This is a genomic window from Faunimonas pinastri, from assembly GCF_900110915.1.
Taxonomy (GTDB): Bacteria; Pseudomonadota; Alphaproteobacteria; order Rhizobiales; family Afifellaceae; genus Faunimonas; species Faunimonas pinastri.
This window is the reverse complement of sequence record NZ_FOFG01000004.1, coordinates 241,341-254,500: the sequence shown is the minus strand read 5'-3', so window position 1 is coordinate 254,500 and position 13,160 is coordinate 241,341. Positions and strand designations below refer to the sequence as shown.

At 66.7% G+C, this 13,160-nt stretch carries 13 protein-coding genes; 5 read left to right on the top strand and 8 right to left on the bottom strand.

Features of this window, described 5'->3' with window-relative positions; all coding sequences use genetic code 11:
• Positions 1–87 precede the first annotated feature (87 nt).
• Both BMY25_RS07965 and BMY25_RS07960 read left to right on the top strand, forming a co-directional pair.
• Positions 88–1,149, top strand: a complete 1,062-nt coding sequence (locus BMY25_RS07965; protein WP_177176775.1) for a glycosyltransferase family 4 protein — start codon at positions 88–90, stop codon at positions 1,147–1,149.
• A 91-nt stretch (positions 1,150–1,240) separates the two neighbouring features.
• Positions 1,241–1,963, top strand: coding sequence for an MgtC/SapB family protein (locus BMY25_RS07960; RefSeq protein ID WP_092496096.1), 723 nt, complete (start codon positions 1,241–1,243; stop codon positions 1,961–1,963).
• A 16-nt stretch (positions 1,964–1,979) separates the two neighbouring features.
• Here the strand turns inward: BMY25_RS07960 and BMY25_RS07955 are convergent, their stop codons facing one another.
• Positions 1,980–3,833, bottom strand: a complete 1,854-nt coding sequence (locus BMY25_RS07955; protein ID WP_238858217.1) for an adenine deaminase — start codon at positions 3,831–3,833, stop codon at positions 1,980–1,982.
• A gap of 153 nt (positions 3,834–3,986) precedes the next feature.
• Here BMY25_RS07955 and BMY25_RS07950 point away from each other — a divergent pair, with 153 nt between their 5' ends.
• A complete protein-coding gene (locus BMY25_RS07950; RefSeq protein ID WP_092496095.1) occupies positions 3,987–4,952 on the top strand; it encodes an alpha/beta hydrolase in 966 nt (321 codons plus the stop codon).
• Here the strand turns inward: BMY25_RS07950 and BMY25_RS07945 are convergent.
• The 4 genes from BMY25_RS07945 to BMY25_RS07930 form a co-directional block, all read right to left on the bottom strand.
• Entirely contained in the window at positions 4,880–5,677 is a 798-nt protein-coding gene (locus tag BMY25_RS07945) for an ABC transporter ATP-binding protein (protein ID WP_092496094.1), read from the bottom strand. The genes BMY25_RS07950 and BMY25_RS07945 overlap by 73 nt on opposite strands.
• Positions 5,674–6,732, bottom strand: a complete 1,059-nt coding sequence (locus tag BMY25_RS07940) for a FecCD family ABC transporter permease (RefSeq protein ID WP_092496093.1) — start codon at positions 6,730–6,732, stop codon at positions 5,674–5,676. The genes BMY25_RS07945 and BMY25_RS07940 overlap by 4 nt, the downstream gene beginning before the upstream one ends.
• A 48-nt stretch (positions 6,733–6,780) precedes the next feature.
• Entirely contained in the window at positions 6,781–7,887 is a 1,107-nt protein-coding gene (locus BMY25_RS07935; protein ID WP_092496092.1) for an ABC transporter substrate-binding protein, read from the bottom strand.
• A gap of 180 nt (positions 7,888–8,067) precedes the next feature.
• Positions 8,068–8,220, bottom strand: a complete 153-nt coding sequence (locus BMY25_RS07930; RefSeq protein ID WP_092496091.1) for a DUF3309 family protein — start codon at positions 8,218–8,220, stop codon at positions 8,068–8,070.
• Positions 8,221–8,363: 143 nt separating this feature from the next.
• On the opposite strand from BMY25_RS07930, the gene BMY25_RS07925 reads away from it, so the two are divergent.
• The gene (locus BMY25_RS07925) at positions 8,364–8,660 is read left to right on the top strand and encodes a GNAT family N-acetyltransferase (protein WP_092496150.1); all 297 of its coding nucleotides are present in this window, start codon (positions 8,364–8,366) and stop codon (positions 8,658–8,660) included.
• Positions 8,661–9,227: 567 nt separating this feature from the next.
• Positions 9,228–9,896, top strand: a complete 669-nt coding sequence (gene msrA / locus BMY25_RS07915) for a peptide-methionine (S)-S-oxide reductase MsrA (protein ID WP_177176782.1) — start codon at positions 9,228–9,230, stop codon at positions 9,894–9,896.
• Between the two features lie 35 nt (positions 9,897–9,931).
• Here msrA and ettA read toward each other — a convergent pair whose 3' ends face one another.
• From ettA to BMY25_RS07900, 3 genes are all read right to left on the bottom strand, one after another.
• Positions 9,932–11,587 (bottom strand): energy-dependent translational throttle protein EttA, encoded by a 1,656-nt coding sequence (gene ettA / locus BMY25_RS07910; RefSeq protein ID WP_092496088.1) that lies wholly within the window; start codon positions 11,585–11,587, stop codon positions 9,932–9,934.
• 205 nt (positions 11,588–11,792) lie between these two features.
• Positions 11,793–12,641, bottom strand: coding sequence for an FTR1 family iron permease (locus BMY25_RS07905; protein WP_092496087.1), 849 nt, complete (start codon positions 12,639–12,641; stop codon positions 11,793–11,795).
• Positions 12,642–12,675: 34 nt separating this feature from the next.
• Positions 12,676–13,005, bottom strand: a complete 330-nt coding sequence (locus BMY25_RS07900; protein ID WP_092496086.1) for a cupredoxin domain-containing protein — start codon at positions 13,003–13,005, stop codon at positions 12,676–12,678.
• Positions 13,006–13,160: the final 155 nt, after the last annotated feature.

The following is a 13,160-nucleotide window of genomic DNA, read 5'->3' as shown; positions in this document are numbered from 1 at the left end:
GGGAGGCTCTAAGCACCGGCACCCATTGATGCATCGATACAGGCACGGATGAAGCCGGAATCCATCCTCGTTGTTGCTCCGAGGGGCATGAGGTTCAGCCCGCACGGGGCGACATCGATCGACCTTTGTATCCACGATTTCGTGCGTTTCAGCCGATATCGGGAGCAGAGCACGGTGATCGCCGGGTGGGTCGAGGAACCCTTTCAGGACGTCAACACCAAGCTGATCATGCGTGAGGCGGCGGGTTTCCGCGAGCGTGCGCGGGAGATCCGCAAGATCATCCGCGCCGAGAAGCCCGATCTTGTCGTGGTGCACCAGCACCTGCCGACCGCCGCCATCCTTGGCCGGTCGCGGCTGGGCTGCCCCGTGCTCTTCCACATCCACAATTTCCAGAAGCCGCCGCGCCACCTGCTGAGCCGATGGGAGCGCCTGCGCCGTTATCGTTCGCTGGACGCGGTGATCTGCGTCAGCGAGGCCGTGCGCGAAGCGTTCAACAATCAATGGCCCATGGTGGATACGCCCACCTACACCGCCCATAACGGCATCGACTGCGCCGGCTGGTCGGCCGACCTGTCGGACAAGGAGAAGCTCATCCTGTTCTCCGGGCGGTTCGTCCGCGAGAAGGGCGTGGTGGAGGCCGTCGATGCGCTGCGCAAGGTGCTGCCCGATCACCCGGACTGGCGCGCGGTTTTCCTGCTGAGCAGCACGGACGAGCAGCCGGACTATGTGCAGGAGGTGCGCGAGCATCTCCGTAATTTCGGTCCGCAGTTGCTGGCGCTGGAAAACGTTCCGCACGAGGAGGTGCGAGACTGGAACCGCCGCGCCGCCATTGCGCTGGTGCCGTCCGTCTTCGCCGAGCCGTTCGGGCGCGTGGCGATCGAATCCATGGCGGCGCGCTGCGCCCTCGTGGTGACGCGGCGCGGGGGGCTGCCGGAGGTGGTGGGCGACACCGCGCTGCTGGTCGACGACCCCGCGACGCCGGACCTCGCCATCGCCATCGACCGGCTGCTCAAGGACGAGACGCTTCGCGTATCCCTGGCCGAGCAGGGCTATCGGCGCTGCAACGAGCGCTTCGATATTCGCGCCGTGACCGGTCATCTCGACGACCTTTACGACCGGATCCTCGGCGGTTCGCCGAAGCTGCGCTAGCGGTCGAGGCGCGGCCCCGGCCATCGAGTCGGGATCGACGGCGTCGCGGTCGCGTTGAACATGGGATCGTTTCGAGCAACCGGAGCACCCCATGGGCGGAATGCCCGCCAACCTGACCTGGGCCGACATCGCCATACGGCTTGTCCTGACAGCCGTCGCCGGCGGGCTGATCGGCCTGAACCGCGAACCCGGCCACGCCGCCGGCATCCGCACGCTGATGCTGCTGTCGCTCGCTTCCGCGCTGACAATGATCGAGGTGAACCTCCTGCTGCCGACGGCGGGCCGGGCCGCCGATTCCTTCGTCAATTTCGATCCCATGCGCCTGCCGCTCGGCCTGCTCTCCGGCATGGGTTTCCTCGGGGCGGCGGCGATCATCCACCGCGGCAGTCTGATAATGGGCGCGACCACGGCAGCGACGCTCTGGTTTGCGACCGTGATGGGGCTCTGTTTCGGCGGCGGCCAGATCGGCCTCGGCCTGCTGGCGTTGGCCCTCGGAATGGTAGTTCTCTGGGGCCTGAAATGGGTGAAGCTGTTGATCCCGGAGGAATACCGGGTGGTTCTCTCGGTCGCCGACGAGAACGGCGCCCTGGACGAGCCGGAGCTCATGCGTCGTCTCGGAGAGGACGGCTTTTCCATCACCGATCGCCGCTTCGCCTTTCTGGACGAAGGCCGCAAGCGCGACCTTCGCTACGAGCTGAAATGGCGGGGTCGGCCGAAGCAGGGAGGCGCGGTCCCGGCGTGGCTGGAGCAGGTGGCCCGCCGGCCGGGGGTAACGAAGGTGGCGTGGTCGCCGCACTCCACCATCGTCGATTAGGAGCGGGCGCTGAACCTCAAGCGGCCGCCGGCTCGAAGAGTAGCGTGAGTTCCATTTCCGGCACGAGGACCAGGCCCCGGTCGGTGATGCGGATTTCGGGGATCACCGCAAGCGGGATGAGGTTGAAGCCCATATAGGCGATGGTGCAGCCGGCGGCTTCCCAGGCGGCCTTGAGCGCGCGGGTTTCCTCCGCCACCTCGGTGACGCGCTTGTCGGAAAGGAGCCCCGCGATCGGCAGCGGCACCATGGCCGCGACCTCGCCATCGGCCACGACGCAGACGCCGCCCTGATGCTCGCGGATCGCCGCCAGCGCCACCTGCATGTCGGCCTCGTTGGTGCCGGCCACGATGATGTTGTGCGAATCGTGACCCACGCTGGAGGCGACCGCGCCGCGCTTCAGGCCGAAATCCTTGAGCAATCCATGCGCCACCCGCCCGTCGGACCGCCCGTGGCGCTCGACCACGGAGACGAAGCAGAGATTGTGCCGGTCGAAATGCGTCTGCCAGTCGTTGGCGGGTTCCAGTTCCTGCCTGTCATGGACCAGCACGATGCCCGGCAGCTCCGTGCGGATCGTGTGGGCGATGCAGCGCTCGGACGGCAGATCGGGCGTGAGGCGGGGTGCGGTGTCGAGCTTGACCGTCCGATAGGCCGCGTCGGGATAGCGGTAGCGCTCCGAAAGGGCCTGATCCAGAATGGGGGTGATCCTGTGATCCTCCACCACGAGTTCGCCGCCGTACCAGGTGTTGCGCACCTCCATGTCGTCGTTCAGCAGCACGATGTCGGCACGACGCCCGCCGCCGAGCCCGCCGATCTCGCCGTCCATGGCGAAACGCGTCGCGGGATGCAGGGATCCAAGGCTCCAGGCCTGCTCGCGCGTGAGCCCGGCCTTCATCGCCTCGCGGGCGACCCAGTCCAGCCCGAAGAACATGAGGTCGTCGGCGTCGCGGTCGTCGGTGCAGATGGCGAGGCGCTTGTGGGAGGCGCCGAGTTCCGTGACCGTCTTGATCGCCTCGGGCAGCGAATGCCAGGGCGTGGTCGGCGGGCCGCCGCGCAGGAAGACCCAGACGCCGGCTTCCACCAGGTCGTCGGCGATGTCGCGGTCGATCGCTTCATGCGTATCGGTGACGCCGCTCGCCGCGTAGGCCGCCACGAATTCGCGGCCGTAGATGTGGCCGGATACCGGCCTGCCGCGCGACAGCGCCGCCGCGAGGATCGCGTGGCTGCGCTCGTCGCCCATCGTCACCGGCACGAAGTCCATCTTCTCGCCGAGCCCCACGGCTTCCGGCCACCTGTCGAAGATCGCGGCGATCTTGTCGGGCGTCAGGTCGCCGCCTGCGGTTTCCAGGTCCGGCGACGTCGCGGGCACGGTGCTGGGAACGGTCAGGAAGATGGAAAGCGGCGCTTGCCGGGCATCCTCCAGCATGGCCTCGACGCCCGCCACATCCATGACGTTGCCGATCTCGTGGCTGTCGCAGAAGATCGTGGTGGTGCCGTTGAGAAGGGCGGCTTCCGCATAAGCGCAGGCCGTCACCATGCTGGATTCGATGTGGATATGCGGATCGACGAGACCCGGCGCGAGGATGCCGCCGCGCGCATCGTAGAGGACGGCGCCGGAGCCGATCCCGCTCTTGTAGGCGCCGGCCGGCTTCACCGCCGCGATGCGTCCGCCCGCCACCCAGATCTCGCGATTGTCCAGCATGCGTTCGGAATAGGTGGAAAGCATGCGCGCGCCGGTGATCACCAGATCCGGCGCGCTCCGGCCGGACGCGACATCGGCGAGCCGGCGCGTCTGGCTCGCCAGTGGTGATACGGAAAACCGGGTGAGTTTCGAGCCAGCCCTTGCGCCGCGATCCTGCATTGTCTGCTCCATCCTGAATCCTCCCGGCACTTTATGGCGCTTGCCCACCCTTGGCAAAGGAACGGCAGCACGCGGACGTGACGGAACCGAGGCCCTGCCGGCCGGTTCGGGGTTCGAAGATGAAGCCGGGGGCATTTCGTCCCCGACGATGCGGTGGAGCCGGGGATGAGACGGATCGTGCTTTCCCTCGCCGCGCTGCTGGCCCTTGCCGGTCCTGCGGGCGCGGGCAGCTCGCCCGCCACGCCGGTGCGAACGGAGATCCGCACCGTTCATTCCGCCGTCGTGGGGCGTGACTTCCGCCTCTATATCGCCCGTCCAGCTGTTCCCGCGCCGCCCGGCGGCTACCCCGTCCTCTATCTGCTCGACGGCAACATCACCTTTCCGCTGGCGATGAAGGCGCTGGAGCGGCGGGCAGCCGAGGGCAAGCCGATGGAGCCGCTGGCGCTCGTCGGCGTCGGCTACGTCACGGCGGGCGACTACGACCCCGCGCGCAATGTGGACGACACGCCGGCCGTTCCGGGTCAGGCCGCCGATGATGACGGCTCACCCATCGGCGGAGCCGACCTCTTCCTGCAGGCGATCCAGACGGAAATGAAGCCGCTGGTCGACGCGGAAATCCCGATCGACCGCAGCCGGGAAGCGCTGTTCGGCCACTCCTATGGGGGCCTCTTCACCATGCATGTGCTCTTCACGCATCCCGGCGACTTTTTCGCCTATGTCGCGGCCAGCCCGTCGCTCTGGTTCGGCGGCGGTATCCTGGCCAGGGATGAGGTCGCCTTTCGCATGGGCCATCCCGAGCTTTCCGGGCTCGATATCCTGCTGATGTCGGCGCAATACGAGCAGAAGCTGAGCCCGGATCAGGTCGGCCGGCCGGATGCGGCAGAGCGGCTGAAACGGATGGAGACGCGGCGACCGGTGGACCATGTGCGTGCGCTGGCCGAGCGCCTCGACGCCATGCCGGGCATCCACGCATCCTTCGTGCTGAACGAGCGGGAGACGCATTCTTCCGAACTGCCGATGGCGGTGGGTCGCGCGGTGGATTTCGTCGCCGCGAAGCTTCAGGCGGGCCCGTCGACCATCACCTGCAGCGAGCCGCGCGAACATTGCTCGACGCGGGCGGAGACGCCGTAGACGGCCGCAAGATGCGCCGCGTTGATCGCTTCGGCCGGGGTGCCGAAGGCGGCGAGTTCCCCGCGCGAAAGCATCGCGATGCGGTCGGCCCAGCCGGCGGCGAGGTTGAGGTCGTGCAGGACGACGACCGCCACGATACCCCGCTCGCGGGCGAGATCCCGCACCAGCTTCATCACGAGATGCTGGTAGCGCAGGTCGAGCGCGCTGGTGGGTTCGTCCAGAAGCAGGACCTGCGGCTCGCGCACAAGGGCCTGCGCGAGGCTGACCATCTGGCGTTGCCCGCCGGAGAGCTGGTCCAGCGCCTCCATAGCGAGATGCTCGATGCCGAGGCGGGAAAGCGTGGCGCAGGCTACCGCGTGGATCTGGCTGCCCGCGCCGGCCCGGCCCCCGGCGGGCGAGGCCTTCAGCGCCGCGATCACCGTTTCGATCGCCGTCAGCGCCACCCGCTGCGGCAGCGTCTGCGGCATGTAGGTGACGCGCGAGGCATGTTCGCTCAGCGACAGCTTGCGGAGGTCCTGTGCGCCGAGGCGCAGGCTTCCGGTGCTGCGGATCAGCCCGGCCATGGCCCGGAGCAGGGTCGACTTGCCCGCGCCGTTCGGCCCCACGAGCGCCGTGACCTCGCCCGGCACGAGCGTCGGCAGGGACAGGTCGCGGATGATGGTCCTGCGGCCGTAGCCGACCGCGAGCTGCCCGACATGAAACGCGTCCTCCACCCGGTCCCTCATCCGCGTTCCCGCTTGGTCAGGATCAGCGCGAGGAAGGCCGGGACGCCGATCAGCGAGGTGACGATGCCGACCGGGATCAGCACGCCCGGCAGGATCGACTTGCTGGCGACGGAGGCCAGCGACATGACGAGCGCGCCGGCCAGTGCGCTGCCCGGCAGGAAGAACCGGTGGTCCTCCCCCAGAAGAAGGCGGGCGATATGCGGCCCCACCAGCCCCACGAAGGCGATGGTGCCGGTGAAGGCAACGGTCGTGGCGGCAAGCAGGCTGATGCGGAGCAGGGAGAGGAAGCGCAGTCGCGGCACGTTCACGCCGAAGGAGCGCGCCCGGTCCTCGCCCAGCCGAAGGGCCGTCATCTTCCAGGAGGAGGCGAAGGAGAAAGGCGTCACGCAGAAAACGATCAGAGCGAGGATGCCGAGCTTCGGCCAGTTCGCGCGGGCAAGGCTGCCCATGGACCAGAAGACGAGTTGTTGCAGCGCTTCTTCCGATGCGACGAACTGGATCAGCGAGACCAGCGCATGGAAGGTGAAGACCAGCGCGATGCCGAACAGGACGAGGGTTTCCGGCCCGGTGCCCCGGAGTTTCGTCAGTGCCTGCAGGAGGATCGCGGAGGCGAAGCAGAAGGCGAAGGCGTTGGCGGAGATCACCCAGTTCTGCGAGACGCCGGGAATGCCGATGCCGAGCACAATCGCCATCGCCGCGCCGAGGCTCGCCGCGCCGGAGAGGCCCAGCGTGAAGGGGCTCGCCAGCGGATTGTTCAGGATCGTCTGCATCTCCGCCCCCGCGAGCGACAGCGAGGAGCCGACAAGCAGCGCCATGAGCGCGTAGGGCAGGCGGACGTTCCAGATGATCACCCTGACCGGCGGGCTCAGCGTATCCGGCTGGAAGATGCCCCGGAGCGCGTCCGCCGGCGACAGGCTGGAGGGGCCGACCATCAGGTCCAGGAGAAACGCCGCCAGAACGCCCACCGCGAGCGCGATCAGGATCAGGATGCGTGTCCGCACCAGCTTGCGATAGCCGGGAAGGAGGGAGGTGGCGGTGAGCGTGGTATCGGACATGGATCGGGTGGGGCCTTTCGGCCCCGCTCCTCGTTTTGTGCAGGGCGCCTAGTGCAGGCTCGCCGCGTATGTGCCCTTGAGCGGCAGCGCCAGGAAGCGCGCGTTGATCTCGTCCATCGTCTTCGCGGGATCGAGGTCGGGGAACAGCTCCGGGTGGATCCACTTCGCCAGCGCGTCGATGGCGACGATGTTGGTCGGCATATTGTAGAAATTGTGCCAGAGCGAGTGCGCGCTGCCATCCGTCACCGCCGCGAGCGTCGAGATGCCCGGCCGCTTCAGTTCGTCCGCGAGCGTCGCCTGCGCCTTGGCCGCGTCGATGCCGGTGCCGATCGCCACCCGGCCGGGCTGGCCGCTGGAACTTCCGGTCGCGACATAAACGGCCGGGTTCTGCTGGATCACATATTCCAGGTTCAGCTCGCCTAGCGGTCCGGGCAATACGTCGGCGCCGATATTATGACCGCCGGCAAAGGCGACGAAGTCGCCGAGATTGCCCTTGCCCGCCGTATGGCAGCAGGGCCGGATGCCTTCCAGCATCTCCAGGAACACTTTGGGTTCGGAATGCGGCTTCGCCAGCGCGTCGGAGATGCGCTTCAGATGCTGCTCGTAGAAGTCGGTGTAGCTCTTGGCCTCCGCCTCGTGGCCCGTCACCTGGCCCAGAACGATCATGCTGGGCACGGTATTCTTCAGGGGATGGATGCGGAAATCCACGAAGATGACGGGAATGCCGGCGGCGCGGAGCTGCTCCACCGCCGGATCGTGCTCACCCGGACCATGGCCGGCAATGCCGAAGATCGCCACGTCGGGGTGCAGCGCCAGCGCCTTCTCGGCCGAGAAGCTGTCGGCGTCCGTTACGCCCAGGCGCGGAATGGTTTCCAGCTTCGGGAACTTCGCCTTGAACTGCTCGTAGGTCGCCGGGTCGGACTTACGGAACTCGCCCATCCATCCCACGACATTCGCCGAGGGATCCTTTTCGATCAGCGCCAGCCCGACGATGTCGCGTCCCTCGCCGAGCACGATGCGTTCGGCCGGCTTCTCGAGCGTAACGGTCTGGCCGGAAACGTCGGTGATGGTGATGGCGGCCTGGGCGCTCGCCGCCACGCCGCACAGGAGGGTGGCCAACCCGAGGCCGATGGCGGCTTTCCGAAACTTGAACATGCAAACTCCCGGTACGCAGCGATCGCGCTGCAATCCAGACTTTCGTGTTCAGGTTTCCTAGACCGGCCGAACCGAGTTTGGCAACGGCTTCCGCGCACGTTTCGGTGAGGCGGGCGCGGACAGCAGAAACCCCGGCCGCCAGAGGCGCACCGGGGCGTGACGTTCCGCTTGCCGTCAGTTCTAGATGATGCCCATCAGCAGGAGAACGATCAGGATGATCAGGATCAGGCCCAGGCCGCCCGAGGGATAGTAGCCCCAGTTCATGGCGTAGGGCCACGTCGGCAGCGCGCCGATCAGCAGGATGATCACGATGATCAGAAGAATTAGACGCATTTCAAGACCCCCGTCTTTGGCCGCGAAGTATGCGCGGCTAAGGAATCAACGGCGCGGGCAGGCGGAAAGTTCCGGCCGCGCCTTCGGCCTTTCGCGGGGCGGCCGCCGGTGTCAGGATAGCTCGTTGTAGCGGGAGAATGGTCATGGCGAGCGAGACGGAGATCCGGCTGGAGGAAACCGGCAGCGGCGGCGTCTATGTCCTTCGCCCGGAAGCCGGCGAAGCGGCCCGCATGACCTTCTCCAGGGCGGGCGACCATCTCATCGTCATCGACCATACGGAGGTGCCCGAAGCCTTCCGGGGGCAGGGGATCGGCCTGAAACTGGTACAGCGGGCCGTCGAGGACGCGCGCCGCTCCGGCCGCAAGATCATCCCGCTCTGCCCGTTCGCCAGGGCACAGTTCCAGCGGCACCCCGACTATTCCGACGTTCTCGAAAGCTGACCGGCGAGGGCGTCCGGAAGAAGAGCCTGGAACGGACCGTGGGTGATCATGCGCCGTCGATCCCGGCACGGAGGCGCGCGACCTCCCCGTCGTAGCGACGACGAAGACGGGCCGCATCGCAGCGGCAGGCCTGCCGGCTCTTCAGTCGGGCTTCATGCTCGCGGCGAAGAACTTCGCGACCACCTGTCGGGATCAGGTCTGGTCAAGTTCGCAGAGCAGCGCCATCTGTACGTCGGGATCGTTGAGGTGGCGGTCGGCGCAGGTCGCCCGTTCGTCGGCGGCCCGCCGCCTTTCCGCGATCGAAACTCCTGGCCGAGGCCGGATGCGGCGCGAGTGACCGGGCCGGGAGCAGCAGGAGAGAGGCGACCAGCGCCGTTCTTCGCCGTTTTGCCAGGATCCCTGCGGCATTTGATCCCGTGACATACAACCGGATACGGCCGGCAAACGTATCATCAGGAGATCCGAGTGGAGGTCGAATTGGCAAAGCACATGTCCCCTCTTTCAAAGTCCCGCTTCCCGAAGCTCGTGGGCGCCGGCGTTATCCTGCCGGTCGTGGCCGGTGCTCTCATGACGGCCCTGTCGGGATCGCTTGCCGCGCCCCCGGCGTTCGCCGCGCCTGCGGCCGTGGTCCCCCCGCCCGCGCAGGATCTTCGTCCCGCGCGCGGCCTGCAAACGGCGGTTCTGGCCGGGGGATGCTTCTGGGGCGTGCAGGGCGTGTTCGAGCACGTGAAGGGCGTGCGGCAGGCGGTCGACGGCTATACCGGCGGCAGCACCGCGTCGCCGACCTACGAGCAGGTGAGTTCCGGTCGCACGGGTCACGCGGAAGCGGTGGAGATCACCTACGATCCCCGCCAGATCAGCTATGGCGAGATCCTGCGGATCTTCTTCTCCGTCGCCCACGATCCGACCGAGAAGAACCGGCAGGGGCCCGACAGCGGCACGCAATACCGCTCGGCGATCTTCACGACGGGCCCGGAGCAGGCGAAGGTCGCCCGCGCCTACATCGCCCAGCTCGACGGCGCCAAGGCGTTTTCCCGGCCTGTCGCCACGGAAGTCGCGCCGCTCGGCACCTTCTGGCGGGCCGAGAACTACCATCAGGACTACGAGACCCTGCATCCCGATGCCGGCTATATCGTCGTCAACGACGCGCCGATGATCGCCAACCTGAAGAACGTCTTTCCCGACCGTTTCCGGGCCGATCCGGTGCAGGTACAGGCGCGGGCAGCCGCGAGATAGAAACGAAAGGGCCGCCCGATGGCGGCCCTTTTTGATCAGCGCGTGAAGGTCTTGAACTTCATCCGGGCGGGATCGTTCGGATCCATGCCCAGCCGGCGCTTCTTGTCTTCCTCGTAGGACTGGAAGTTGCCCTCGAACCATTCCACATGGCCGTCGCCCTCGAAGGCGAGGATGTGAGTGGCGAGGCGGTCCAGGAACATGCGATCATGGCTGATGACCACGGCGCAGCCGGCAAAGTCCGACAGCGCGTCTTCCAGCGCCGACAGCGTTTCCGTGTCGAGATCGTTGGTCGGTTCGTCGAGCAGCAGGACGTTGGCGCCGGACTTCAGCATCTTGGCCAGATGGACGCGGTTGCGCTCACCACCGGAGAGCACCCCCACGGGCTTCTGCTGGTCCGGGCCCTTGAAGTTGAAGGCGCGGACATAGCCGCGGGAATTCACTTCGCGCTTGCCGAGATAGAAGACCTCGGCGCCCTCGGAAATTTCTTCCCAGACGTTGCGGTTCGGGTCCAGCGTCTCGCGCGACTGGTCGACATAGCCGAGCTGCACGGTTTCGCCGAGGCGGATCGAGCCCGTGTCCGGCTTTTCGTGCCCGGTGATCATCTTGAAGAGCGTCGACTTGCCGGCGCCGTTCGGACCGATCACGCCGACGATGCCGCCGGGCGGCAGGCGGAACGACAGATCGCTGATGAGCTGACGCCCCTCGAAGCCCTTGCTCAGGCCCTCGGCCTCGATCACCACATCGCCCAGGCGCGGGCCCGGCGGGATGACGATCTGCGCGTCGCGGGACTGGAGGCGGGCCTCGTTCTGCTTCAACAGCTCGTCATAGGCCTTGATACGGGCCTTGGACTTGGCCTGACGGGCCTGCGGTGAGCGTCCCATCCACTCGCGCTCGCGCTCGATGACCTTCTGGCGCGACTCGTCCTCGCGCTGCTCCTGGGCGAACCGCTTCGACTTCTGTTCCAGGTAGGCGGAATAGTTGCCCTCGTAGGGAATGCCGCGGCCACGGTCGACTTCGAGAATCCAGCCCGTGACGTTGTCGAGGAAGTAGCGATCATGGGTGATGATCAGCACGGCGCCGGCGAACTGCTGCAGGTGCTTCTCCAGCCAGGCCACCGTCTCGGCGTCGAGATGGTTGGTCGGCTCGTCGAGCAGCATGATCTCGGGCTCGGAAAGCAGGAGCTTGCAGAGCGCGATGCGGCGCTTCTCACCGCCGGAAAGATTATTGACATCGGCATCCGGCGGCGGGCAACCGAGGGCTTCCATCGACATGCGGACCTTGGAATCGAGATCCCACAGGCCCTTCGCGTCGATCTCGTCCTGGAGCCTGGCCGCTTCGTCGGCCGTCTCGTCGGAATAGTTCATCATGATTTCGTTGTAGCGGTCGAGCGTCGCCTGCTTGTCCGCCACGCCTTCCATGACGTTGCCGAGCGCGTCCTTCGCCGGATTGAGGACGGGCTCCTGCGGGAGGTAGCCGACCTTGGCGCCTTCCGCGGCCCATGCCTCGCCGGAATATTCCTTGTCGAGGCCGGCCATGATGCGCAGCAGCGTCGACTTGCCGGCGCCGTTGGGGCCGAGCACGCCGATCTTGGCATCGGGGTAGAAGGAGAGGTGAATGTCGTCGAGGACCTTCTTGCCCCCGGAATAGGCCTTCGACAGCCCGTGCATATGGTAGATGAACTGGCGCGCCATCGCTGCCGTTGCCCCGTAATTCGCGTGAATGAGATTGGCCGCTACTTAAGCGAAGCGGCGGCGCTGTACAACGGGGCAGCCCGTCTTTGCCGGCGAACCCGCGGGATAGGCGTTTCCTAGCCGGGCCCGGCCATCCCGGGCGGGCCGGCTGCCCTCGACGCCTTCCAGACCCCGGCCGGTACGCGTCCGCCGGGTGCCCCCGATCTCAGGCCGCCTGCACGCTGCCCGGCTTGCCCGCCTCGTGTCCCTTCCGATGGCCGGAACCGGCGATCCACATCAGCAGGACCATAAGCACCAGCGTCGTGACATAGGCGAGGATCTGGAGTTCGGTCGGACGGTCCATATAGCCGACGAGGGTGTGGAGGACGCGGCCGACCATCGAATTCTCTTCGAGGATGCCGGAGGTGTCCCAGACCTGATCGCCAAGGACATCCACAGTACCGGCCTGCGTCAGGAACTGCATGGCCTGCGCCGCGAGACCGGCGGCAAGGAGAGAGATCAGGCCGGTGGTGACGCGGAAGATGTAGCGGGTGGGGATCGCTGCCAGACCGAAATATCCGAGGGCGGCGACGACCGCGCCCAGCGCCAGCCCGAGCACGCCCCCCAGCAGCATGGAGGCGGCGCTCGTGCCGGCGGCCACGATGCCGTAGAGGAAGAGCACGATTTCCGAGCCTTCGCGCAGCACGGCGACGCCGACGACCACGGCAAGCGCGACGGGCGGCCGCTCGCCGGTGGAGATGGAGCGGCCGACGGCCTTCAACTCGGCCGCCATCTCGCGACCGTGGCTCGCCATCCAGGCGTTGTGCCACATCAGCATGAGCACGGCGACGAGGAGGATGCCGGCATTCAGCAGTTCCTGCCCGGAGCCCTCGAAGGCGTTTGAAATCGCCCCGGCAAAGGCGGCGACGATCGACGCGCCGATCACGCCCGCGAGGATCCCGAGGGAAACCCACCAGCCGCGCCCGGGCAATCCGCGCGTGACGGCCAGCACGATGCCGACGACAAGGCCGGCCTCGATGACTTCCCGGAAAACAATGATCAGCGTGCCCAGCATCGTGCTCTTCCTTTGCCCCAGCCGTTCTTTCCCGTCACTCGGCGATCACGACGCCGTTGGCGCTGTCCTGATGGAAATCTCCGAAGAAGGAGTAGCGCCCCGGCACCAGCGGGCCGATGCGCACGATGCCCTTCGTGCCGCCCGGGACGATCTTCTCCACCTTGAGGGAGCTGCTCTCGAATTCCTCGGGCGTCGCATCCTGGTTGTCGACGTGGATCACGACCTTCTGGCGCGCGGGGACATGCAGTTCCTCCGGCTCGAACTTGTTGTTCTTGATCGCGATGGACACGGAAGCGTCTTCCGCGTGAGCTCCGACGCTCCAGAACGACAGGCAGGCAAGAAGAAGGCCGGCAAAGATCCGCATCGATATTCTCGTCCCCGGTAGAGGTTCTTGCGCCGGTCTATAAAGGGGAGGCAACGCGGAGGGAATGCTGTCGGATTACACTTTTGCTTTTGGAGCGGTTCCAATCTGGAATGCGACCGTCAAGTTATTGAAGTTGTTACGATGGCTGCGCACCG